The following is a 23134-nucleotide window of genomic DNA, read 5'->3' on the forward strand; positions in this document are numbered from 1 at the left end:
CTCTTCGCGTTCTACGCGGTGAAGAAGCTCTACCAGGGCCAGCGCTGACATGATCGAGATCCCGTCCGACCTGCACCCCGACCTCGTACCGCTGGTGTTCCTGCTCGGCCGGTGGGAGGGCGCGGGCGTCCACGACTTCCCGGGCTCCGAGAAGTGCAACTTCGGGCAGGAGGTCGTCTTCACGCACGACGGCCGCCCGTTCCTGGAGTACACCTCGCACTCGTGGGTGCTGGACGAGGCGGGCAAGAAGGTCAGGCCGCTGGAGAGCGAGAGCGGCTTCTGGCGGATCGACAAGGACCGCAAGGTCGACGTCACCACCACGCGTGACGAGGGCGTCGTGGAGATCTGGACCGGCGAGCTGGCCGACGGCAAGCCGCAGATCGACCTGGTCACGGACGCCGTGGCACGGCTCGCGGGAGCGCCCGACTACAGCGGCGGCAAGCGGCTGTACGGGTACGTGAACAGCGACCTGATGTGGGTCGGCGAGAAGGCCACCCCCGCGGTGCCGCTGCGCGCGTACATGTCGGCGCACCTGAAGAAGGTCGTGGACCCGCGGGAGTGGGCCGCCGACCTGAAGGACCTGCCGGACGACGGCATCGCCTTCTTCAAGTAGGCCGGGCTCCACGGAGGCGGAGCCGGCCGTACGCCCCGGCATCGCGCGTACGCCCGGGTCCGCGCCCCGCGTACGCCGGGGAAGCCAGGGTCGCCTTTCCGGGACGGTCGGCTTTCCGGGACGGTCCTACACTGGCCGTGTGGTGACCATCGACTGGAAGACCGATCTGCGGCAGCGCGGCTACCGGCTCACGCCCCAGCGCCAGCTCGTGCTGGAGGCCGTGGACGTACTGGAGCACGCGACGCCCGACGACATCCTGTGCGAGGTCCGCAAGACCGCCTCGGGGATCAACATCTCCACCGTCTACCGGACCCTTGAGCTGCTGGAAGAGCTGGACCTGGTCAGCCACGCCCACCTCGGCCACGGCGCCCCCACGTACCACCTCGCCGACCGGCACGACCACATGCACCTGGTCTGCCGCGACTGCGACTCCGTCACGGAGGTGCCGGTCGCGCTGGCCGAGCCGCTGAAGGACGGGCTGCGCGCGGAGCTGGGCTTCGAGACGGACATGAAGCACTTCGCCATATTCGGCCGCTGCCGGGACTGCGCGGACAGGCGTTCGGACGCGGAGTCGTAGCACCGGCGCGGAGTCGTAGTCTTGACGGCATGACTGACGGCGTGAACATGACGGACGGCGCGACCACCGGCGTGAAGAAGAGTCCTTTGCTGTCGCTGCCCGGCGCTGTCCTCGCCGAGGGCCCCGACGAGGGAGTGGCCGCGCACTACGGCGACCTCTTCCGCGAACAGCGCGCCCTCGCGGACGGCACCGGCTTCGTGGACCAGTCGCACCGCGGTGTGGTGACGGTGTCCGGCGACGACCGGCTGTCCTGGCTGCACCTGCTGCTCACCCAGCACGTCGAGAAACTTCCCCCCCGGCAGGCGACCGAGGCGCTGGTCCTGTCGGCGAACGGCCACATCGAGCACGCCCTGTACCTGGTGGACGACGGCACCACGACCTGGATGCACGTCGAGCCCGGCACGCAGGGCGCGCTGCTCGCCTACCTGGAGAGCATGAAGTTCTTCTACCGCGTCGAGACCGCGGACGCCACGGACGCTTACGCGGTGGTGTACCTGCCCGCCGGTTCGATCACGGCGGTGCCGTCGGAGTGGGCCGTGCGGGAGACCGCGTACGGCCGGGACGTCTTCGTGCCGCGCGCCGAGCTGGAGTCCTTCGCCGCGAAGGCCGCGCCGCCGATCGGCGCGCTGGCCCTGGAGGCGCTGCGCATCGAGGCGCACCGGCCGCGGCTGGGCCTGGAGACCGACCATCGTACGATCCCGCACGAGCTGGGCTGGCTGGAGACCGCGGTGCACCTCCAGAAGGGCTGCTACCGCGGACAGGAGACGGTCGCCCGCGTCCAGAACCTCGGCCGCCCGCCGCGCCGTCTGGTCTTTCTGCACCTGGACGGCAGCGAGGTGCGGCTGCCGGGCCACGGCGCCCCGGTCCGGCTCGCCTCGGACGGCGAGGACGGCCGCGCGATCGGCTTCGTCACGTCCTCGGCCCGGCACTGGGAGCTGGGGCCGATCGCACTGGCCCTGGTGAAGCGGAACACGCCGGAGGACGCGGTGCTGATGGCGGAGCAGACGGCGGCGTCGCAGGAGACGGTCGTGGCGCCGTAGGTCCGTTGGCGCGTGTGGCTTTTCGGGGCGCGGGTGCCGCCTCACATGTCGATGACCACCGTGAACGGGCCGTCGTTCGTCAGCGAGACCTTCATGTCCGCGCCGAACCGGCCCGTCTCGACGGTCGCGCCGAGCGCCCTGAGCTGGGCGACGACCTCGTCGACCAGAGGCTCGGCGAGGTCGCCGGGCGCCGCGGCGTTCCAGGTGGGGCGGCGACCCTTCCGGGCGTCACCGTAAAGCGTGAACTGGCTGATGACGAGCAGCGGGCCGCCGATGTCGGAACAGGACCGCTCGTCGGGCAGGATCCGCAGCGTCCACAACTTGCGGGCCAGCGCCGCGGCCTTCTCCTTCGTGTCGTCGTGCGTCACGCCGACCAGGACGCACAGGCCGGGCCCCGTAATGGCACCGACGCTCTCCCCGTCGACCACGACTTCCGCTTCGCTCACCCGCTGGGCCACCGCTCGCATGCGCCCATTGTGGCCTGCCGCGCCCGCACGCCACCCACACGGGTGAGGGGGAGCGCGGGGAGGGGAACGTACGCCCGGTCGGCGGCTTCGCACAACAGTTGCGACGGCCGTTCGGGTGCAGAGTCGCTGCGGGGTGACAGGGGCAGGTGGCAGCATCGGAAGGGTGGCGGCGCAGGCGCCGCCACGGAGGGGACAACAGGCATGACCACTTCCGGCGCTGGAGAGACTTCCGGCACTGCCGTACCGACGGCGCCCACCACGAAGGGCCACCGCATGCTGAAGGCCGACGGATCTGGTCCGCTGGGTTCACGGGGTCCGCTGCGCACGCCCGCGCCGCGCAACCCGCTCGCCGACCTGCCCGCGCCCGACCTCGGCGCGCTCGACCTGGGCGCGCTGCGCGCCCTGCGCAGGGACGCGCAGCAGGAGGAGGCCGACCTGTCGTATCTGCGGCGGATGCTGCACGGCAGGATCGACATCCTCCAGGCCGAGCAGGCCAGGCGCAGCGGGCGGGACGCGCGCGGTACGGCCGCGGGGCAGGGCCCCGACGCGCCGAGTACGTCGCCCGTGCTCGACCGGCTCTCGGAGATCCTGACCGACGGGCCTTCGCGGGTCCGTTCCTCCGCCCGCCACGTCACGCTCGGCACCCCGCTGACCGAGCGGGTGCGGCAGCTCGCCGAGGACATGCTCGCCGAGGTGGAGCTGTCCGACCTCGACGCCCGCACCGACCCGGAGCTGGACGCGGCGATGGGCCGCCTGGTCCGCAACGAGCAGCAGGTCTCACGCCGCCGCCAGGCCCTCCAGCAGACGGTGGACGGGTGCAGCGCGGAGATCACCCGGCGGTACCGGGAGGGCGAGGCGAAGGTGGACGACCTGCTGTCGGACGGGTGAGGGCGGTTCGGTGCGCGGTGGCGGCGGGTCGGCGCGGGGTGACGGCGGGTCGGCGCGCCCGGCGGCTCCCCGGCCGAAATTCGGGTGCGGACGGCCGGGTGCGTCCGTAGCGTGCGCGTATGACCTCGAGCCCTGAGATCCGCACGCTGGCCGAATCCGATGTCGCCGACTGGGTGCGGGCCAAGCTCGCCGGCTTCCATCTCGCGCCCTCGGTGAGCGCGGCGGAGGTCGAGGCCCGCAGGGCCGCGTTCGACCTGAGCCGTACGCAGGGCGCTTTCGACCAGGGCCGCTGTGTGGCGACCTTCCGCAGCATGCCGCGCCAGCTCACCGTGCCCGGCGGCGCGGCCGTCGCGGCCTCCGCCGTCACGAACGTGTCCGTGACCGGCACGCATCGCCGCCGCGGCCTGGCCAGCCGGATGATGGCGGCCGACCTGGCCGCCGCCAAGGAGCGCGGCGAGGCGGTGTCGATCCTGGTCGCGGCCGAATATCCGATCTACGGACGGTACGGCTTCGGCGCGGCGACCTGGGTGACGGACTGGGAGATCGACGTGCCGCGCGCGGGCCTCGACCGGCGCTGGGCGGGTCCGACCGACGGCGGCCGGGTGGACCTCGTGACCGTCGAGGACGTACGCAAGCTCGGCCCCGCGCTGCACGAGCGGGTCCGCGCGGTGACGCCCGGCGCGATCAACCGCACCCCCTACTGGTGGGAAGTCAACACCGGACAGCGGCCGTTGGACTCCCAGCCGTGGACCGAGCCCTTCTTCGTGGTCTACCGCGACGCCGACGGCCGGGTCGACGGCCTGGCCGCGTACGCCGCCAAGGAAGAGCACTGGCCGGGCAAGTTCCCCAAGGTCGAGCTGAGCGTGCACGGGCTGATCGCCGCCTCCCCGGCCGCCGAGGCCGCGCTGTGGCGCTTCCTGCTCGCGCTGGACTGGGTGACGCTGCTGAAGTCCGGCCACCGCGCGCCCGACGACCTCCTGCCGCTGCTCCTCGGCGACCCGCGCGCCGCCCGCACCGAGACCTACGCCGACTTCATGTGGCTGCGGATGCTCGACGTGCCCGCCGCCCTGTCCGCCCGCACCTATGCGGGCGGCCCCGCCGCCCTCGTGCTCGACGTGCACGACCCCGCGGGCCTGGCCGGCGGCCGTTTCCTCCTGGAGACCTCGCCCTCGGGCGCCGCCTCCTGCACCCCCACCTCGGCCTCCGCCGACCTCTCCCTGTCCGTCGCCGACCTCGGCTGCCTCTACCTCGGCGACGAGTCCCCGGTCCGCCTCGCCGCCCTCGGCCGTGTCTCCGAACACCGAACGGGTGCGGCCAGGACAGCCGACGCCCTGTTCCGCACCCCACGCCGGCCCTGGTGCCCCGACGTCTTCTGATCCCCGCGCTGACCCGTTACTCGGTTACCCGCTTACCCGCTTACCCGGTTGCCCGCTTTTCCGCGGCCCGTCACTGCGCCAGCAGCAGCGCTATCGCGGTGATTCCTATGCAGGTGAACGTGGTGTTCCGCATCTTGTGACCGAGTCCCACCAGCCCGACGGCGATGGCCCCTGCCGCGCCGTACCGCCACTGGATGATCTCTTCGAAGGCATATGCGCACAAACTGAGAGCGAGCATGACCGATCCCTCCTTCGCGACTCCGCGCTTTTGCAGAAGGCGGGTGGCTGCGATGTCCCGCACGCCATCGGACGGGAAGTTGGCGACCCCCGATGAGGCTGGATCATTCAACTTCCCTACCCGAATGAGAAGTTGAGAGAGGCTGCCTCTATCAAGGGTGTGCCCAGTTGGCCGAGATCGATAAACTCGGGTCAGGTAAGCACCGTTGTCCCGCCGGAAGTTGTAACGTCGTCTTGTGGACGAGGAAGACGCCGGAACCAACGGTTCCCGACCCCCATACCGCTACATCGCGGACGTACTCCGCGGTGAGATCGTCGACGGTCGCTACCCGGTCGGCGGACGCATACCGTCTCAGGCGGAGTTGGAAGAGCGCTTCAACGTCTCCCGTCCCACGATCCAGCGTGCGCTGGGCGTACTCCGCGACGACGGCTACATCGACAATCAGCGCGGACGCCCGTCCGAGGTGCTGCGCTGGGAGGAAGACCGCCCGGATTCGCAGACTCGGCTCCAGGAGCCGGGACGTGCTTCCAAGGCCCTCCGGCCGCACATCGACGAGGCGTTCACGCACCAGCACGTCACCATCGACGCCTACTCGCTGACCACGGAAACCCTCAGCCGCGCGCTGGTCGTACCTCTGACGCGGGTTCAGGACGGCGACCTCAAGCCCGAGTCGATCCGCCTCCGCCTCATGATGCCCAGCCTGTCCGCGCAGTTGGCGATTCCCCGGCTGGTCGCCGACGCCTCCGACGAGCGCCCGCTGTGGCGGCTACGACAACTCGTCCGCGCCCATGTCCTCACCGTGCGCGCCGCTTTCGCGGCCCTGGCCGAATTCCAGCCCGACGTCGAGCAGTCGGTCGAGGTGCGGACCGTACCGATCACCCCGATGCACAAGCTCTACCTCATCAACGGCCGGACCGCGCTGTTCGGCCACTATCAAGTGATCGACCGCGAGGTCGAGTTCGGCCAGCGGGGCAAGGGCAACATCTACGACGTCCTCGGCATCACCGCGACGCTCTTCTCGTTCGGCCTGAACACCGACAAGCCCAAGGAGCGGGACTCGCAGTTCGTCACCGAGTCCCAGGAGTGGTTTGACTCACTCTGGTCAACGATCGCCGAGCCGCTGACACTCCTTGAGTGACTCCTACGTACTTCGAATCACCTGAGAGCAGCCCGTTCGCCCTGCTCGACGCGGCAGAATGCCTGTTGCTCGACTTCGACGGACCGGTCTGCGAACTGTTCGCGAGGCATTCGGCCAGCCTGATAGCGGAAGAGATGCGCCGGTACCTCGACCGGCACGGGATACGTCCCCCGAATCCGGCGACGGCGCGCAGCAAGGACCCGCACGCCATGCTCGGCGAGCCCTGGCCGCCCGGAGTGGCCGCCGAGCTCGAGCGGATACTCGCGCACGGCGAGGAGTCGGCCGTACCGTTCGCGCGCGAGACAGAGGGCGCCGACGAATTCGTTCGGGCCGTGGCGCTCAGTGGCCGACTGCTCGCCATCACCACCAACAACTCGCCCCAGGCCGTCGAGACGTATCTGAAGAGCCATTCGCTGGAGAGCGTCTTCGGGTCGCGGATCTACGGCCGTGACCAGTACGACCCGGCCAGGATGAAGCCGGACCCCGACTGCCTGCTGCGGGCCATGACGGCGCTGAAGGTACGGCCGGAGCAGTGCCTGATGATCGGTGACTCGCCGCGGGACGCGGAGGCGGCGCGGGCGGCGCGGGTACGTTTCCTCGGTTACGCGCGGTCCAGGAGCCGGGTGGCGCGGCTCCAGGAGATCGAGCCCCATCCGGTGGTCGTCGGGATGGGTGACCTCGTCGTCGCCGCGAGCGCGTTGAGTCGTCGCCCGAACGGGTGAGGCGTCGCGGTCCGTAACCGGGTCTTAACGGCTCTCCGATGGCGGGGGCTGCCGCTACCCACTAATGTTCGTGCCAAACACTGGCCGCCCTTCGGCGGTCTCGTGAGTGCGCGAGCGCGTGGGAGCGATGCTTTGGGCGTCCTGACGACCGGCCGGGAGCAGAGCCTTGCTGCCGCTTGGGACACGGTCCGGCAGGATGCCACGCGCTTCGGTGAGCGGCTGACAGGTCATCACAACAGCAACTACGTCATCGATCTGGCGCCCGGCATGGCGGAGCGTCTGCGCTTCGAGGCGCACACCCCGGTCAAGGTGCGGGTGCCGCTGGACGGTTCGCTGAAGGTCGTGGAGCGGGTCTGGCCCGACGAGGGCGAGATCCTGAACGCCTTGCAGCGCACGGCGGTTGTGGAGAACACCCCCCGGCACTACGTGGGGCTCGGCGGATTCTCCGTCCACGAGTACGTGCCAGGGAAGGCGCTGGCGGAGGTTTGCGCGCCGGGCAAGCCGGTGGATCCCTTCGTCGTGGACGCCATCGTCGGTCAGATGGCGGGGTTCACCCGGGTGTCGGCGGCCGATCTGCCCCCGCTGCCCGCCGGTTGGGCCGCGGACGGCGACTCCAACGCCTTCCTCAGAGCCCGCGCGGACTTCGCCGAGCACGATGTGCGCGCCGCCAACTGGGCCGACTTCGCACCGCTCTTCGCCGCGCTGGAAGTCCCGGCGAACGCGTTGCGCTGGTTCCGCGACCGGATGCCGCCGCTGCGCCGACGGCCCTTCGCGCTGCTCCACGGCGATCTGCACCGGCACAATCTCATCGTCCGCGCCGACGGCGGCCTCACCGTCGTGGACTGGGAACTCGCCATGTGGGGCGACCCGTTGCACGACCTGGCCATCCACCTAGTGCGGATGCGGTACCCGGCCGACCAGCGGCCCGAGGTCATCGAGCGCTGGCGGCGTGCGGTGCTCCGCGTACACCCGGAGGCCGCCGCCGGGCTCGAACGGGACCTGCCGGTGTACACCGCCTACGAACGGGCCCAGTCGCTGTTCGCCGACACCATGCGCGTGGCGCTCGCGCTCGACGCGCATCCGGGTCCTGGCATGGTCGGGGCCGGGGTGAGCCGGGTGCGGGCGGCGCTGCACCTGGCCGCGGTGCCGCTGCGGCTGCGCCGGGTGGCCACGCGTACGGAGGTCGAGCGGGCGCTGGTGGACTGGGTGCGCAAGCGGCAGCGCGACGGCGTGCGCGTCCCGCCGCTGCGCGGTGACATCGCCGAGGCCGCGTAGGCCGCGTATGCCCGCAGGCCCCGTGAGCCGCGCATTCCCGTAGGCGGTGCGGGCGGCCTGCGTCGCTGAGGCCGCGTCAGCGGTTCCGCGGCTCCCGCACCGAAGGGTTCTGGAGGCCCAGGGTCATCCAGTTGTCGGGGTCGGTGAGGGGGGTGAAGCCGACTTTGGCGTAGACGGCGTGGGCGTCGGCGGTGGCGAGGACGACGCGGCGCAGGCCGTAGGGGGTGAGGTGGTCGCGGATGGCGGTGACGAGGGTGGTGCCGAGGCCCTGGCCGCGGGTGGCGGGGTCGACGTAGACGTCGCAGAGGTAGGCGAAGGTCGCGAGGTCGGTGACGACGCGGGCGTAGGCGTGCTGGGCGCCGGTGGCGGGGTGGTAGGCGCCGAAGTTGAGGGAGCCGTCGATGGCGGCCTGCTGGGTGGCGAGGGTGCGGCCCAGGGCCCAGTAGGCGTCGGTGGAGAGCCAGTCGTGGATACGGGGGACGTCGAGGCGGGCCGGGTCCGCGGAGATCTCGTACATGCGCGGGAGAGTAGCGCTGCTTAACGGTTCCGTGCACGACAATTAACTGGACCTTCGCCATGGGCTCGGGTCAGACTCGCGGACATGATCCTTGTACCGCTGGTCACGCCGTTCGACACACAGGGCCGGGTCGCCGTGGGCGCCCTCGAAGGGCTGGCGCACGAGGTGCTGCGGGACGGCGCGGCCGGGCTCGTGGCGCTCGGCACGACCGCGGAGGCCGCCGCCCTCGACCCCGGCGAACGCGCCGAGGTGACGGCGGTCGTCGGCCGGGTCTGCCGCGAGCACGGCGCGCGTTTCGTGCTCGGCGCGGCCGGCGGCGCCACGGCGGCGGCCGTACGGGAGCTGGGGGCGCTCGCCGGGGCGCCGGTGGTGCCTGACGCCGTCCTGGCCACGGTGCCGTCCTTCTCCCGGCCGGGCGAGGCCGGGGTCCTCGCCCACTTCGCGGCGCTGGCCGCCGCCGGGCCCGTACCGCTGATCGTCTACCACGTGCCGTACCGCACCGGGCAGCCGCTGACCGCCCGCACCCTGCGCGAGCTGGCCGCGCTGCCGGGCGTGGCCGGTGTGAAGTACGCCACCGGCGGCATCGACGCCGAGACCGTCGACCTGCTCGGCGACCACCCGGACGGCTTCGAGATCCTCGCGGGCGACGACATCTTCGCGCCCGCCCTGTTCGCCCTCGGCGCCCCCGGCGGCATCCTCGCCTCCGCGCACCTGGCCACCGCCCGCTGGGCCGGGCTGGCGAAGGCCGCGGCCACGGGGGACGCCAAGGGGGACACGGCCCTCGGCCACCGCCTCGCCGCCCTGGCCGCCGCCCTCTTCCGCGCGCCGAACCCGACCGTCATCAAGGCCGTGCTGCACGCGGAGGGCCGCATCCCGACCCCCGACGTACGGCTGCCGCTGCTGCCCCCGCCGCCCGCCGTCGTGGACGACGCCCTGACCAGGCTGCGTCTCGTCCCCTGAAATGCCCCGCCGCCCCGCTCCCGCCTCGGGGGATACTCGACCGGGCGGGCACGCAGCCGTACGGAACGGCACGCAGCCGTACGGAACGGCACACATCGATCGGAGAGAGCCGGATGAGGATCGGAATCGTCGGAGCGACCGGACAGGTCGGCTCGGTCATGCGCAAGGTGCTGGCCGAGCGCGCGTTCCCGGTGACGGAGCTGCGGCTGTTCGCCTCCGCCCGGTCCGCCGGGAGCACCCTGCCGTGGGCCGACGGCGAGATCACCGTCGAGGACGCGTCCACCGCCGACTACAGCGGCCTGGACATCGTGCTGTTCTCCGCGGGCGGCGCCACCTCCCGCGCCCTCGCCGAGAAGGTCGCCGCCCAGGGCGCGGTCGTCATCGACAACTCCTCCGCCTGGCGGCGCGACCCCGACGTCCCCCTGGTCGTCTCCGAGGTCAACCCGCACGCCATCGCCCACCGCCCCAAGGGCATCATCGCCAACCCGAACTGCACCACCATGGCCGCGATGCCGGTGCTGCGCCCGCTGCACGCGGAGGCGGGGCTGACCGCCCTGGTCGCCACCACCTACCAGGCCGTCTCCGGGTCCGGCCTGTCCGGCGTCGCCGAGCTGCACGGCCAGGCGACCAAGGTCGTCGAATCCGCCGACCAGCTCACCTTCGACGGCGACGCCGTCGCCTTCCCCGAGCCCGCCGTCTACGCCCGGCCCATCGCCTTCAACGTCGTCCCCCTCGCGGGCAACCTCGTCGACGACGGCAGCTTCGAGACCGACGAGGAGCAGAAGCTGCGCAACGAGTCGCGCAAGATCCTCGAGATCCCCGAGCTCAAGGTCTCCGGCACCTGCGTACGCGTCCCCGTCTTCTCCGGCCACTCCCTCCAGCTCAACGCCCGCTTCTCCCGGCCGCTCGGCGTCGCCCGTGCCTATGACCTTCTGCGGTCCGCACCCGGCGTCGAGCTCTCCGAGATTCCCACGCCGCTTCAGGCCGCCGGGCGCGATCCGTCGTACGTCGGCCGCATCCGCCTCGACGAGACCGTCGAGAACGGGCTCGCGCTTTTCGTCTCGAACGACAACCTTCGCAAGGGGGCCGCTTTGAACGCCGTTCAGGTGGCCGAGCTCGTCGCCGCCGAGCTTGCCGCTACCGCGGCGCTCTAGACCCCCTCGGGCGTACGCCCCCAGCGCCCTGAAAGCACGGCCCTGCGCGAGGGCGGTGGGGTGGGGGCGCGCCCCGGAGGGGGGTCAGGTCTCGTTGAGGAGGCGGAAGGCGGCGAGAACTGTTTCCGACTGAAGGTCAACTTGGTCGGGGACCGGCACCCACGTCAACTCATGACCGGCGGCCAACTCGGCCGCCCAGCGGGCGTGCTGGGCGGAACAGACGCCGTGGAGGGTGCGCGCGGCGGAGCCGCCGCGGCCGTCGAGGAGGCGGAGCATGATCCCGGTGGCGCGCAGGGAGATGCGGCGGGCGGCGATGTCGAGGGCGTTGAGGTGCGCGAGGGTGAGGGGGACGGGGGAGGGGTGGAGCCCGTCCCAGTCGTCGGCGACGCTGCGCATGATGGCGGGCATGCCGCCCGTGATGCGCAGGAGGGGGCGGGTGGCCGGGGAGCCGGGGTCGGGGACCAGCGGCCGTACGGCGTCGAGCAGGGCGTGGGTACGGTCGGCGTGGCGGCGCAGAAGCGCGGCGAGAGCCGCGAGGGCGCGGGCCGGGTCCGGGTGCGCCGTGGTGTCGGCGACATCGCGGCTCGCCCACATCGGGACCTCGAAGAGCGCGGTCATCCCGCCGTAGCGGTGCGGGCGGATCCAGGTCGAGCGGTTGACGTCCTCGGGCAGGTTCTCGAACTGCGCGCGCTGGCCAGGCGCGGGCATCAGATAGACGCCGGGCCCCGACACCGTCCAGTACAGGGCGTCGTACGTGCCGGTCTGCACGGGCACGTCCCGCTCGGCGGAGAGCTTGCCGAGAGGTTCCGCCAACCCCGGTATGTCACGCGTGAGTTGGACCCAGCTGCCGCCGAGGTCGTTGCCGTGCAGCGAGCACTGCAACTCCGGCCGCAGCTCGTCGATGAGGCTCACCAGCGCCTGGGATTCGGGGAGTTGGTCGTCCGGCGGCCGGATCGACGGCGCCCACTCCGGCTGTTCGTCGGCGGGCGGACGGTACGCGTGCCGGAAGTGCTCGGCGGGCGTGCGCCGCACCGGCGGGCCGGCCTCGCTGCGTACGGTCCCGTCCGGGTCGAGACAGAGCAGGAAGTGCCAGGAGGCGCCCGCCCCGGAGTGCAGGCGGCTGTCGGCGGCGACCCGGTGCGCCAGCCGCAGCGCGGTCGCGGGCCCGACGCGCTCGTCGGAGTGCGGGCCCGCGACGACCAGGATGTGCCGTCGGCCGCGCCCGACGGTCAGCAGATGCAGCGGACGCCCCTGCCGGGACCGGCCGACCACCCGCAGGGTGCTCAGCACGGGCCGCGAGTACGCGAACGCGGAGGCCGCCGCTGCGACCTCCGCGACGCTGGGATAGGCGTCGGCGTCCGACGTCACGTGCCGTTGGAGTTGCTGTCGCCGGTGGTCTCTTCCTTGTCCAGCCGTCGGATGACGAGAGTGGTGTTCGCCACGGTGACTCCTCTCTGTCCAAGCAGGGTGCAGCGCTGAGGAGTTGAACGGTTTGGCCCCTGGATCCCCCACTGATTCCCCCGCACCTTGCCAAGGCTCCGGCGGCCCGGCGACAGTGTCAAGGTCCGTACGTACTCATGCGTACGGGCGGAGCACGAGGGGGTCGGCTGATGACGGCACCACCGCACACCGAACCGCACACCGATGACTCCGAGGCGCTGCTCAGGCCGCGGATCAAACCCGAACACCAGGCCTATCGCACCGCCGACGGCAACGTCAGGATCGGCAGTGTGATCTACGGGATCGGCGCCGAGATCGAGGACCCTGACGGCTGGATCTGGACCCTTACCGAGGCGATGGACGGCACACGCACCGCGGCGCAGATCGCCGCCGAAGTCGCCGCCGCGCACCCCCGCTTACTTCTGGACGCCGCCACGATCGGCTCCGCGATGGCGGACTTACGGGAGGCGGGTTTCGTGGACGACGCGGCGGCGCCGCTGCCCGCGGGGCTCGTCGACCGCGACCGCGTACGGCACGCCCGCGGTGTCGCGCTGCTGCGCTGGATGGACCTCAGCTCACGGGCCAGCCCGTGGAACGCCCAACTGCGCCTGGCGGGCGCCCGCGTGCTGGTCCTCGGCGTCGGCGGTACGGGCGGCATGGCGGCGCAGGCGCTGGTCGCCTCCGGCGTCGGTCACGTCCACACCGTCGACCCCGACGTCGTGGAACTGTCCAACCTCAACCGGCAGACGCTCTACCGCGAGGCCGACATCGGGCGGCCGAAAGCCGACGCGGCGGTGGCCGCGCTGCGCGCCCTCAACTCCGATGTCACCGTCACCGGTGAACGGCGGGAGATCCGCGGCCCCGACGCCCTCGCCGCGCTCCTCGCCCCGGACGGCGGCGGCCGGTCACCGTACGATCTGCTGGTCCTCGGCGCCGACCGGCCGCCGGAGATCCGCCGTTGGGCCAACCGCGTCTGCATCGCCCTCAACCTGCCCTGGGTGGAAGGCGGTTACCGCGGCCCGCTGGTCACCGCGGGCGTCCACGTACCCGGCGACGGGCCCTGCTGGGAGTGCCAGCGCGCGGGCGAGGACGCACGGCGCGATCTGCGGCTGCGCCCCGGCCAGAGCGAAGACGCCGCCTCGCCCCGCATGCCGTGGAATCCGGCGAGCGCCGTCACCGCCGGTCTGTCCGGCACGCTCGTCGCCCACGCCGCCATCGCCCTGCTCACCGGCGTCCCGCGGATGCGCCCCGGCTTCCGCTACGGCATCAACCTCATGGCGCTCGGCGACCCCGTACTCCAACGCCACCCGCGCCGCCCCGACTGCCCGGCCTGCGGCCCGCTCGACCACCCCACGTAAGGGCCCAAGGCCCCATCGGCGGGTGGTGACCTGCGGAAGCGTCGTGCCCGGGCCCGCCCAACTGACCGGCTCGCCGCCCGGGCGAAAGGGCGGTGCACCCCGTCAGGGGTGCGAGCGGCCCCCACCGGCGGGTGGCCCGGACACCACCGGGCTGCCCCTCGGGGGCGGGTGGTGACGTGCGGGAGCGTGGCGGTCGGGCGCGCGGTTCCTCGGCCTTCGACCGGGAGGTGCCCCCGGCGCTCCTTCGGGGGCACGACCCGCCGTGCGAGCACCGCGCCACCGTCGTGGCCGAACGCGCGGTTCCTTCCCCGGCCTTCGACCGGGAGGTGCCCCCGGCACGGTGCGCCGATCTCTCCGGGGTGCGGGCGGGGTCCTTGAGGGGGCGGGTCACCGCGTCGAGGTGAGGTCGACGGTTGCCAGGACGGTCCTGGCCTGGAGTTCGGCCTGGTCGCCGACCGGCACCCAGTGGGCGTCGGTCGCGGCCAACAGGTCACGGGCGCCGGAGTCGATCCGGCGCTCCAGCCGGCCGCGCAGGCGGCCGTGGTCGCCGCCGGGGTCGCCCTCGCCGCCGCGCTCCTCGTCGAGCAGCCGCAGCAGCATCCCGGAGGCGCGCAGCGGCATACGGCGGGCGGCGATGTCGAGGGCGGCGACGTGGGCCATGGTCAGGGGGACGGGGGAGGCGTCGGCGAGCGTCTCGTAGTCGTCGGCGAGGCCGGAGAAGGCGCCGACGGCCTGCTCGACACCGCGCAACAGCGGGCTGTGCGCGGCCTGGGGGGAGAGCAGGCGCCATGCGCGGTCCAGCGCCGACGCGGTGGCGGCGCCGTCCTTGCGCAGCCGGGCGGCGAGGGAGGCGACGGCCTGGGCGGGGCCGGGGTGCGCGTCCTGGTCGGCCACGCGCCGGGTGGCCCACATCGGGACCTCGACCACGGCGGTCAGCCCGCCGTGCCGGTGCGGGCGGGCCCAGGTGGAGCCCGCCGCGTTCTCCGGCTCGTCGGTGAACCGCCCGGGCGTGCCCGCGGGGGGCCGCACGAAGACGCCGGGCCCCGACCCGGTCCAGTGCAGCGCGTCGTAGGCGCCGGTCTGCACCGGGATCTCCAGTTCGGCCGCGTATTTGCCGAACGGCTCGGCCAGGCCCGGCACATCGGCGGTCAGCCGCACCCAACCGCCGCCGACGTCGGTGCCGTGCAGCGTGCACTGGAGGAACGGCTTCAGCTCGTCAATCGCCGCCAACAGGGCCATCGTCTCGGGCAGTTCGTCACCCGGCGCGCGGAAGGCCCCGGCCCGCTCGGGCTGATCGGCCGGCGCCGGGCGGTAGGTGTGCCGGTAGTGGACGGCGGGCGGCCGTGGCCCGGCCGGACCCGTCTCGTTGAGCACGGTGCCGTCGGGGTCGAGGCAGAGCAGGAAGTCCCAGGTCAGATCCGCGTCGGCCTGCCGCTGCCGGTCGGCGACCGCGTGCTCGGCCAGCCACAGCGCGCTCGCCCCGCCCGTCTGCTCGTCCGGGTGCGCTCCGGCCACCACCAGCACGTGCCGGCTGCCGTGTCCCACCGACAGCAGCCACAGGGGCCGCCCGGCCCGCGACTCCCCGGCCAGCCGCATCCGGCACAGGTCGGGATGCCGCCGGGTCAGTACGCGGGCCGCCGCCGCGACACCTGACACGGTCGGATACGCGTCTGGCCCGCGCATGACGGCTCCTCCTCGTCCCACATCCACGACCACGGCGGCGTCCACTCGCCGCGCCCACCCCCACCGCGCTCCGTACCGGCGCGCCGCGTATCGCACATCGCGCGCCACCGGCGGAGTAGCGGAGTTCGGGTGCCGTGGGCGCGCCACCCAAGGCTGTGCGGGCCGCCCCCGGGTGTCAAGAGCGCCCCGTGGCCCCCGAGTCGGCGCGCGACCGCCCGATGTCGGGCCCCCGGTAGAGGCGTTCGGGGATGGTGGCCAGCGCCGATTCCCGCAGCCGCGGGCCGAGCCCGTAGAAGTGCTGGAAACTCATCACCAGGGGCCGCCACATGTCCGGATCGATCCGGTCCCGCGTGCCCGCCGCCCGTACCTTGTCGTGCACCAGCACGCGCGTGATCCGTACCTCGAACACCACGATCCCGCCGCGCTGTTGAGGGTCGTCCTCGGCCAGCGGGTGGGTGGCCTCGACCACCGCCTCCAGCGCCACAGGGCACTCGGCGACGCGCGGCGCCGCGACCGTCTCCGACGCCACCGGGGTCAGCCCGGCCAGCTCGAACTTGCCGCCCTCGTAACGGTATCCGCGCCGCGCCTTCCCCTCGGGCACCGGATCGCGGCCGGTGGTCAGCGCCAGCCGGTCCACGGCCGCCGCCATCGAGTCCTCGGGCAGATTCAGTACGCACGCGCCGTCGCGCAGCAGATTGCGCGCCGTCTGCGACCGGGCCCCGAGCCCCAGCATCGCCCGCCACCCCAGCCAGAACACCGACGACATCGGCGCGAGATTCGCCGACCCGTCCTCGTTCACGGTGGAGAGCAGCACGACGGGCGTGCCGAAGTAGAGGATTCCGGGCTCGATGCGTGAGTGGACGGCGGGTGCGGTCGCCGCGGTGATCTCTGAGGTCATACGGCCAGTGTTGTGCGCGGGGCCGCCGGTCGCTGGCGGGTATCGGACGTCGCGTACGGGGGGCCGTACGCCCCGGTACGGGGGCGTCGGCGGTCAGGAACCGGGCCGCTCGCGGGGGCCGTAGCGGGCGTGCGGCGCGCCCGTGGCCAGCGCCCAGTAGCGGTCGCCGTAGGACCAGTGCCACCACTCGGTGGGGTAGTTGACCAGGCCCGCGGCGGTGAGCGCGGCGGACAGCGTACGGCGGTTGGCGCGGGCCTCGGCCGACAGCCCCGGCGCGTCGGTGTAGCAGGCGCCCGCGCTCTCCTCGGGGTTGGCGTTCACGCGGGTGCCCATGTCCAGTTCGCGGCCGTCCGCGACGAGGGTGAGGTCGACGGCCGCGCCCGCGCTGTGCGGCGCGATCTCCGGCGGGGACACGTAACGGCTGGCGGCCTCCCTGATCCGCGCGGGCGTCCACTCCGGCCGCGCGGCGCGCAGCTGCGCCGAGTACCCCTCGAAATAGGCGCGTTGGAGGGACGGCGGCCGGTAGCCCTCCACGAACAGCAGGCCGACGCCGTCGGGCAGCAGCGTGCGCGCGTGCGCGAGCCGGGTCAGGACGCCCTCGCGCAGGTGGGCGAAGCTGCCGTCGTCGTCCTGGCGGCGCGGGTCGACGGCGCCGAGCGGTCCGTCCGTACCGGGGCCGCCGCTTCCCGCCCCGCCTCGTACGCCACCGCCTCGTACGCGGCCTCGTCCGCCGCCGCCTCGTCCGCCGCCCCGCACGTCGCTCCGCACGTCGAGCAGCGGCTCGTCGCAGTCCTCGACGGGGATGGCCGCGATGCGCGGGTCCGACATCAGCACGATTTCGCTCATGGTCCGATCATCGCCTGCCGCCCGCCCAAGTGCCGCGCCCGGCCCCGCCTCGCGCCCGGCCCCGCCCCCGCCCCGGCTGCGCGGCCTTCGCTAGCCTGCGCGGGTCAGGGACAGAGCCGGGCGCGGGGCGTCGTGGAACGGGGCGGACGGATGAGCGAGCAGGACCGGGACCGGGACCGGGACCGGCTGCGGGCGGCGGTCGAGGCGCGCGTGCTGGCGGACTGGGGGTTCGAGCTGCCGGACTCGCTGTTCCGGTTCCACGACTTCATCGGGTCGCTCGACCCCGTCGAGGCGTCGGCCTTCGCGGACCTGGAGCTGTGGCCGTACGGCGTGATGGACCTCTTCGACGCCCCCGGCGCGCGACCCCGCGACGGCGTCGACATCCGCGCGCACGGCCGTTACTACCGCGACCCGCCCGAGTTCCTGACCTTCCTGCACGGCGGCACCGACGGCCTGCACTACGGCCTCTGGTACGACGACGGCCGCACCTGCGCGGGCGTCGGCTCGTACTACAACAACGACGACGGCGGCGGCATCGACCGCACCTGCCGCACCCCGCTGGAGGCGGTCCGCGTCACGCTCGAACGCCACTGGTACGACCTGCACGAGGACACCGGCCGGGAGCCGGAGGAGGTCGCGGAGCGCGCGCCGGGGATGGTCCGACTCCGGTCGAAAATCGGCGAGTTCGAGACCGGGGACCGTACCGCGACCGGCGCGGACTACGTACGCGCCCACACGTACGGTTACCGGCGCCCGCCGGTCGAGCCCGGCCGGATCACCACGCTCGACGGCGGCGGCGCCCTCGCGGCGGGCGAGACCGCACTCGGCCGCCCGCCGCACAACGGCGCGGACGAGCACGCCTTCGGCACGCACATGGCCGCGGTCTTCGCGGACCCCGGCGAGCTGGCGGCGGCCGTCGCCGAGGCGCGGCGGCGCCTCGCGGCCGGTGACCCGACGGAGGCGCTGGTCCTCGGCCGCGACCTGCACTGGGCCTCGGTCGGCGACGCGACCCGCGAGGGTCACGCCCATGAGCTGCTGGCCGCGGCCTACCGTGCCCTGGACCGGCCCGCGTTGGCCGCCGTCGCCGACGCGCACCACCGGCACCGGGACCTGCCGCGCGTGGACGTGCTGGAGCCCAAGTCCTAGGGCCCAAGTCCTAGGGCCCGTCCGGCGGATCAGCGGGCCATGGGCGTCAGGCGGGCAGCTCCACGACATCCGCGACCACGCAACTGACGTTGTCCGGACCGCCGTTGCGGTTGGCGAGGGCCACGAGCGCGCGGACCGCGTCGTCGGGGTCCGGGGTCGTCGCGAGCGTGGCGTGTACGTCATCGGCCGGGACGACGGCGGACAGCCCGTCGGAGCAGAGGAGATAGCGGTCGCCGGGGCGGGCGTCCTGGAGCCGGATGTCGGCGCCCGCGCTCCCGTCGGTGGCCGGGCCCGTACCCGACAACGCCCGTGCCAGCAGGGATCGTTGGGGGTGGGACTCGGCCTCGGCCGGGCTGAGGCGGCCCTCGTCCACCATCGACTGGACCATCGTGTGGTCGTGGGTGACCTGGAAGAAGCCCCCGTCGCGCAGCAGATACGCGCGGGAGTCGCCGATGTGGACGAGGGCGAGCTGGGAGCCGGTCCAGAGCATCGCGGTGAGGGTGGTGCCGACGTGTCCCGGCTCGCGCTCGGCGGCGGCGACGCCGCGGACGGCCCGCCCGGCCTGCTCGACGGCGTCCTCCAGGGCATTCAGCAGCTCACCGGCGGGGACGGTGTTCGCGCCCGCGTCGAGGCGTTTCAGTACGTCGACGGCCGCGGCGCCCGCGGGGGCGCCGCCGGTCCCGAAGCCGTCGGCGACGGCGAGCAGGCGGGAGCCCGCGTAGGCGGTGTCCTGGTTGCTCTCGCGGACGAGCCCGGTGTCGGACAGGGCGGCGTAGCGGATGCCGAGCGGTGCGGTGGCGGCTGACATGGCGGGGTCCTTCCAGGACAGGTAGTCGATGAGGAAGGCGGCCAGGTCCCGCCGGGCGGCGGTGTCGGCCTCGACGCGGGTCCAGTACGCGCGGACCGACAGGGCCGCGTCCCGGCCCTCCTGGGCGCAGACCTCCTGGATTCCGGCCAGCGGCATCCCGAGGCGGCGCAGCCACGCCACCAGGCGGGCCTTCTCCAGTTGCTCCGGTGCGTACCAGCGGTAGCCGGTCGCCGGGTCCACGCGGGCGGGGGAGAGCAGGCCCAGCTCGTCGTAGAGCCGCAGCGCCCGCTGCGACAGCCTGGCCGCCTTCGAGAAGGCCCCGATGCCCATCAGGCCGGGTCCCGTGTCCCGCTCCATGCCCGCGCTCCTCCGTCCCTCCTCGCGCCGGGCCTCCGTCCGGCGCGCGTCCGATGCTGGGGTCTTCCCCGACGTGAGAGTCAAGCAGGTCCGCGGCCTTCCGCCTCTCCCGCCGTCCGCGCCCTCACCTGCGCGGCTTTACGGTTCGCTCTACGAACTAATATGATTCGTAGAGCGAACGAATTGTCGAGGCGTGCGGGGAGTGGTGAACATGGCGGGTGCGGGTGCGGGTGCGGATTCAGGCGTGGGTGGTGGTGCTGGTGCGGGTACGGAGGGCGCGGCGGGTGCGGTGCGGACGGTCGCGGTCGTCGGCGGGGGGTACGGGGGCGCCGCCGTCGCCAAGGCGCTGGACCAGGACACGGACGTCGTCCTGGTCGAGCCGAAGGACGCCTTCGTGCACGCGGCGGGCGCGCTGCGCGCCCTGGTCAGGCCCGACTGGGCGGCGAACATGTTCTTCCCGTACGACCGGCTGCTGGCGCGCGGCCGGGTGGTCCGCGAGCGCGCGGCCTCGGTGGACCCCGGCGGCGTCACACTGGCCTCCGGCGCCCGCGTCGACGCCGACTTCCTCGTCCTGGCCACCGGCTCCGACTACGCCTTCCCGGCGAAGACCGAGACCGACTCCACGGCCGAGGCGCTGCGCAGGCTGCGCGTCGGTCACGACGAACTGGCGCTGTCCGAGCGGGTGTTGATTGTCGGCGCGGGCCCCGTCGGGCTCGAACTCGCCGGTGAGATCAGGGCCGTGTGGCCGGACAAGCACATCGTCGTCCTCGACCCGGCCGAGCGGTTGCTGGCCGGTTTCATGCCGGAGCTTCGGGACGACCTGCTGCGCCAACTGGACGCGCTGGACGTCGAATTGCGCCTCGGTACGACCCTGGCCGCGCAGCCGCCGACCGAGCCGGGGCAGGCGAAGACGTTCACGGTCGCCACGTCCTCCGGTGACCAGGTCACCGCCGACATCTGGTTCCGCTGCTACGGCGTACGCGTCAACAGCCACTACCTCGCCGACGGCCGCCTCACCGCCCGTACGCCCAAGGGGCAGGTCCGCGTGACCGACACGCTCAACGTCCATGGCAACGGCGGGACGTACGACCGCGTCCACGACCGCGTCCACGACCACGTCCACGTCCACGACCACGTCTACGCGCTCGGCGACCTCACCGACCTCGCCGAGGCCAAGATGGCGGGGTACGCCATGAAGCACGCCGCCGTCGTCGCCGAGAACATCCTCGCCCAGGTGCGCGGCGAACGGCCCTCGGCCGTCTACCGGCCCTCGCCCGTACCGTCCGTCCTGTTGCCGCTCGGGCCCGGCGGGGGTGTCGGCCAGACCCTGTCCGACGACCGGCCGACCCCCGTACCCGTGCTCCTGCCGGCCGAGCGGGTGGCCGCGTACAAGGGGCGGGATCTGCTCGTGGGGCGGTTCGCGGCGCTCTTCGGCACAGGCTGAGCCCTCGGGTACGGGACGTGGCGCGCGCTCAGTGCGCGACGGGGCCCTCGTCCAGTTCGAGGAAGACGGCGGGCACCTTGTTGTCGCGGACCACGCGGCTGAGCAGACCCGCGAGCGTGACCCGTTCCGCCTCGGTCAGGCCGGACGGCAACTCCTCGACGCGGCGGCAGGTGTCGGCGTAGAACGCGTCGACCAGCGACCGCCCTTCGGCGGTGAGCGCGACCCGTACCGCGCGGCCGTCGCTCGGATCGGCCTCCCGCCGTACCAGCCCGCGCTGCGCGCAGCGGTCCACAAGACCGGTCAGGCTCGACTTCGCCAGCCCCAGGATGCTGCCCAACTCGCCCATTCCCAGGGGCTGTCCCATCAGCACGCACAGCAACTGCCCCTGCTGCGGCGTCAGTCCGTACCCCCGGCCCGCCTCCGCGTACACGGCGTTCACCAGGAAGGAGGAGCGCACCAATGCGGTGACGACTCCCATGTGCTCGCCCGCGTCCTTCCCCATACCGCCAGCCTACGGGATAGGGGCGATCGGGTGGTGGTTCGTGACGCGAACTATGGAAGGGGTGGGAGGGGGAGGAGAGGAAATAGGGAACGCGGTGCGTTCCCGTCCGTTCCCGTTCGTTCCCGTCCATTCCCGTTCGGACCCGGCCGGATTGCCGCCGGGGTGCGGGCGTCGGACGATCGAGACCGGCGGTCCGTCCGGCGAGGGAGTGATGCGATGAGCGCGCGGCGGCTGGCCGACCTCGACCGCCCCGAGCGGCGCCGGGCGATGGCCGCGAGTGTGGTCCGCTGCGTGCTGTCCACGGCGGCGATCCTGGTCCTGTACTACTTCCTGCCGCTCAACGGCGGCCGTCCCGACGCCGCCGCCCTGATCCGGCTCGGCATCGGCGCCGTCGTCTTCGTCGCGGTCATGCTCCTCGAACTCCGCCGCATCCTCCACGCCGATCTTCCTCAGCTCCGCGCCGTGGAGACCCTCGTCGTCACCTTCGCCTTCTTCCTCGCGCTCTTCGCCAGCGCCTACGTCTCCCTCTCCCACCTCTCACCCGGCAGCTTCACCGAGCCGGTCGACCGCACCGCCGGGCTCTACTTCGCCATCGTCACCCTCGGCACCGTCGGCTACGGCGACATCGCCCCCACCAGCGATTTCGCCCGCATTCTCGTCAGCGTCCAGGTCCTCATCGACCTCGTCTTCCTCGCCTTTCTGCTCCGCCTGGTCATCGACCTCACCCGCCTCACCCTCCACCGCGACCAGCCCCCCTGACGGGGATCCCGCCCCCTCCCGGCCCGGCCCCCCCGCTTTCCCGGCCCCCGGGTCCGGCAGGGCTTCCCCGCGCCGTTCCCCGCGCCCCTGCGGTGGCCTGCTGGGCCTCGCCGGCCGGTTCGGGGCGGTCGCGGTGGTTTCCCGGCCGCCGGTCCGGTGGGGGTTGCCCGCGCAGTTCCCCGCGCCCCTTCGGGGCACGACCCGCCGTGCGAACGGCGCGCCACCGCCGTGGCTGTCCGCGCCGTTCCCCGCGCCCCTGCGGGGTTCGGGCTCGTGCGGGGTCGGTGGGTCGAGGTTTTTAGGGGCGCGGGGCTGTGTGTTATTGGCGGCTGGTGCCGCGTGGGTGCGACGCGGCACGACGGGGCTGAGTGTCGCCACGGGTCCCGGGGAGGGGTCAGGCTTCGGCGAGGGCGGTGGTGAGGACGGCGTGGGAGGGGCGGTCGAAGGCCATGAGGCGTACGTGTTCGACGCGAGTCGACGCGTGGGTGAGGACGGCGACGGCGATGCGGGCCGCCTGGTCGGCGGGGAAGCCGAAGATGCCGGTCGAGATGGCGGGGAAGGCGAGGGTGGAGACGCCGAGGGTGTCGGCCACTTCGAGGCAGCGGCGATAGCAGGAGGCGAGGACGTCGGCCTCGCCGGAGGCGCCGCCGTTCCATACGGGACCGACGGTGTGGATGACGTGCCGGATCGGGGGGTCGAGGTCGAACCCGGGGGTGGCGACGGCGTCCCCCCGCGCGCAGGGCGCCACGGCGGCGCCGGCCTCGGCGAGACGGGGGCCGGCGGCCCAGTGGATGGCGCCGTCGACTCCGCCGCCGCCCTGGAGGGACTCGTTGGCGGCGTTGACGATGGCGTCGACGGCCTGTTTGGTGATGTCGCCCTGGACGACCTCGATGTGGACCATGGACTGATGATGGCGGGGGAAGGCGGG

Annotated in this window: 24 protein-coding genes; 14 read left to right on the forward strand and 10 right to left on the reverse strand. The window is 73.0% G+C overall.

All coding sequences use genetic code 11. The annotated features are described in order from the left end of the window. The first annotated feature begins 49 nt into the window (after positions 1–49). The 3 genes from ACZ37P_RS30480 (at position 50) to ygfZ (ending at position 2230) form a co-directional block, all read left to right on the forward strand. Positions 50–613, forward strand: coding sequence for a heme-binding beta-barrel domain-containing protein (locus ACZ37P_RS30480; protein ID WP_355341934.1), 564 nt, complete (start codon positions 50–52; stop codon positions 611–613). 139 nt (positions 614–752) lie between these two features. After that, positions 753–1190 carry a Fur family transcriptional regulator gene (locus ACZ37P_RS30485; protein ID WP_355341937.1) on the forward strand — a complete coding sequence of 146 codons (438 nt, stop codon included), beginning with the start codon at positions 753–755 and terminating at the stop codon, positions 1188–1190. Positions 1191–1219: 29 nt separating this feature from the next. Beyond that, entirely contained in the window at positions 1220–2230 is a 1011-nt protein-coding gene (gene ygfZ, locus ACZ37P_RS30490) for a CAF17-like 4Fe-4S cluster assembly/insertion protein YgfZ (protein ID WP_355341940.1), read from the forward strand. 41 nt (positions 2231–2271) lie between these two features. Here the strand turns inward: ygfZ and dtd are convergent, their stop codons facing one another. Beyond that, entirely contained in the window at positions 2272–2697 is a 426-nt protein-coding gene (gene dtd, locus ACZ37P_RS30495) for a D-aminoacyl-tRNA deacylase (protein ID WP_391049727.1), read from the reverse strand. A 201-nt stretch (positions 2698–2898) separates the two neighbouring features. Between dtd and ACZ37P_RS30500 the strand changes: the two genes are divergently transcribed. Together ACZ37P_RS30500 and ACZ37P_RS30505 are read left to right on the forward strand one after the other, a co-directional pair. After that, complete coding sequence (locus ACZ37P_RS30500) at positions 2899–3585, forward strand: RsiG family protein (protein WP_391049725.1); 687 nt, start codon at positions 2899–2901, stop codon at positions 3583–3585. A 119-nt stretch (positions 3586–3704) separates the two neighbouring features. Further along, the gene (locus ACZ37P_RS30505) at positions 3705–4961 is read left to right on the forward strand and encodes a GNAT family N-acetyltransferase (protein WP_467349555.1); all 1257 of its coding nucleotides are present in this window, start codon (positions 3705–3707) and stop codon (positions 4959–4961) included. 70 nt (positions 4962–5031) lie between these two features. On the opposite strand, the gene ACZ37P_RS30510 is transcribed toward ACZ37P_RS30505, so the two are convergent. Then, entirely contained in the window at positions 5032–5199 is a 168-nt protein-coding gene (locus ACZ37P_RS30510) for a hypothetical protein (protein ID WP_355341949.1), read from the reverse strand. 235 nt (positions 5200–5434) lie between these two features. Here ACZ37P_RS30510 and ACZ37P_RS30515 point away from each other — a divergent pair, with 235 nt between their 5' ends. The 3 genes from ACZ37P_RS30515 to ACZ37P_RS30525 all read left to right on the forward strand — a co-directional run bounded on the left by ACZ37P_RS30515 (position 5435) and on the right by ACZ37P_RS30525 (position 8334). Further along, positions 5435–6337, forward strand: coding sequence for a GntR family transcriptional regulator (locus ACZ37P_RS30515; RefSeq protein WP_355341952.1), 903 nt, complete (start codon positions 5435–5437; stop codon positions 6335–6337). Continuing rightward, entirely contained in the window at positions 6334–7059 is a 726-nt protein-coding gene (locus ACZ37P_RS30520) for an HAD family hydrolase (RefSeq protein WP_467349559.1), read from the forward strand. Before ACZ37P_RS30515 ends, ACZ37P_RS30520 begins: the two co-directional genes overlap by 4 nt. A gap of 132 nt (positions 7060–7191) precedes the next feature. Further along, positions 7192–8334 (forward strand): aminoglycoside phosphotransferase family protein, encoded by a 1143-nt coding sequence (locus tag ACZ37P_RS30525; RefSeq protein WP_467349561.1) that lies wholly within the window; start codon positions 7192–7194, stop codon positions 8332–8334. Between the two features lie 76 nt (positions 8335–8410). Here ACZ37P_RS30525 and ACZ37P_RS30530 read toward each other — a convergent pair whose 3' ends face one another. Beyond that, entirely contained in the window at positions 8411–8851 is a 441-nt protein-coding gene (locus tag ACZ37P_RS30530; RefSeq protein WP_391049717.1) for a GNAT family N-acetyltransferase, read from the reverse strand. Between the two features lie 84 nt (positions 8852–8935). On the opposite strand from ACZ37P_RS30530, the gene ACZ37P_RS30535 reads away from it, so the two are divergent. Beyond that, on the forward strand, positions 8936–9811 hold the full coding sequence (locus ACZ37P_RS30535) for a dihydrodipicolinate synthase family protein (RefSeq protein WP_402713489.1): 876 nt from the start codon (positions 8936–8938) through the stop codon (positions 9809–9811). A 113-nt stretch (positions 9812–9924) separates the two neighbouring features. Continuing rightward, complete coding sequence (locus tag ACZ37P_RS30540; protein WP_355341966.1) at positions 9925–10965, forward strand: aspartate-semialdehyde dehydrogenase; 1041 nt, start codon at positions 9925–9927, stop codon at positions 10963–10965. 84 nt (positions 10966–11049) lie between these two features. Here ACZ37P_RS30540 and ACZ37P_RS30545 read toward each other — a convergent pair whose 3' ends face one another. Continuing rightward, positions 11050–12333, reverse strand: coding sequence for a M14 family zinc carboxypeptidase (locus ACZ37P_RS30545; RefSeq protein ID WP_355341969.1), 1284 nt, complete (start codon positions 12331–12333; stop codon positions 11050–11052). A gap of 305 nt (positions 12334–12638) precedes the next feature. Here ACZ37P_RS30545 and ACZ37P_RS30550 point away from each other — a divergent pair, with 305 nt between their 5' ends. Next, positions 12639–13763 carry a HesA/MoeB/ThiF family protein gene (locus tag ACZ37P_RS30550; protein ID WP_401856784.1) on the forward strand — a complete coding sequence of 375 codons (1125 nt, stop codon included), beginning with the start codon at positions 12639–12641 and terminating at the stop codon, positions 13761–13763. A gap of 387 nt (positions 13764–14150) precedes the next feature. Here the strand turns inward: ACZ37P_RS30550 and ACZ37P_RS30555 are convergent, their stop codons facing one another. The 3 genes from ACZ37P_RS30555 to ACZ37P_RS30565 all read right to left on the reverse strand — a co-directional run bounded on the left by ACZ37P_RS30555 (position 14151) and on the right by ACZ37P_RS30565 (position 17190). Beyond that, positions 14151–15446 (reverse strand): M14 family zinc carboxypeptidase, encoded by a 1296-nt coding sequence (locus tag ACZ37P_RS30555; RefSeq protein WP_401313746.1) that lies wholly within the window; start codon positions 15444–15446, stop codon positions 14151–14153. A 175-nt stretch (positions 15447–15621) separates the two neighbouring features. Continuing rightward, entirely contained in the window at positions 15622–16344 is a 723-nt protein-coding gene (locus ACZ37P_RS30560) for a flavin reductase family protein (protein ID WP_355341975.1), read from the reverse strand. 93 nt (positions 16345–16437) lie between these two features. Then, the gene (locus ACZ37P_RS30565) at positions 16438–17190 is read right to left on the reverse strand and encodes a M15 family metallopeptidase (protein WP_467349565.1); all 753 of its coding nucleotides are present in this window, start codon (positions 17188–17190) and stop codon (positions 16438–16440) included. A 150-nt stretch (positions 17191–17340) separates the two neighbouring features. Here ACZ37P_RS30565 and ACZ37P_RS30570 point away from each other — a divergent pair, with 150 nt between their 5' ends. Then, positions 17341–18336: an ADP-ribosylation family protein gene (locus ACZ37P_RS30570; protein ID WP_467349567.1), complete on the forward strand. Its 996-nt coding sequence runs from the start codon at positions 17341–17343 to the stop codon at positions 18334–18336. Positions 18337–18382: 46 nt separating this feature from the next. On the opposite strand, the gene ACZ37P_RS30575 is transcribed toward ACZ37P_RS30570, so the two are convergent. Then, complete coding sequence (locus tag ACZ37P_RS30575) at positions 18383–19501, reverse strand: MerR family transcriptional regulator (protein ID WP_467349569.1); 1119 nt, start codon at positions 19499–19501, stop codon at positions 18383–18385. A gap of 244 nt (positions 19502–19745) precedes the next feature. Here ACZ37P_RS30575 and ACZ37P_RS30580 point away from each other — a divergent pair, with 244 nt between their 5' ends. Beyond that, positions 19746–20945: an FAD-dependent oxidoreductase gene (locus ACZ37P_RS30580; protein WP_467349570.1), complete on the forward strand. Its 1200-nt coding sequence runs from the start codon at positions 19746–19748 to the stop codon at positions 20943–20945. A 28-nt stretch (positions 20946–20973) separates the two neighbouring features. Here ACZ37P_RS30580 and ACZ37P_RS30585 read toward each other — a convergent pair whose 3' ends face one another. Beyond that, entirely contained in the window at positions 20974–21423 is a 450-nt protein-coding gene (locus ACZ37P_RS30585) for a MarR family winged helix-turn-helix transcriptional regulator (RefSeq protein ID WP_355342340.1), read from the reverse strand. A gap of 240 nt (positions 21424–21663) precedes the next feature. Here ACZ37P_RS30585 and ACZ37P_RS30590 point away from each other — a divergent pair, with 240 nt between their 5' ends. Then, a complete protein-coding gene (locus ACZ37P_RS30590) occupies positions 21664–22206 on the forward strand; it encodes a potassium channel family protein (RefSeq protein ID WP_355341990.1) in 543 nt (180 codons plus the stop codon). Positions 22207–22600: 394 nt separating this feature from the next. Here ACZ37P_RS30590 and ACZ37P_RS30595 read toward each other — a convergent pair whose 3' ends face one another. Further along, positions 22601–23107 carry a macro domain-containing protein gene (locus ACZ37P_RS30595; protein ID WP_467349572.1) on the reverse strand — a complete coding sequence of 169 codons (507 nt, stop codon included), beginning with the start codon at positions 23105–23107 and terminating at the stop codon, positions 22601–22603. Positions 23108–23134: the final 27 nt, after the last annotated feature.

The organism is Streptomyces sp. NPDC024632, assembly GCF_055559175.1.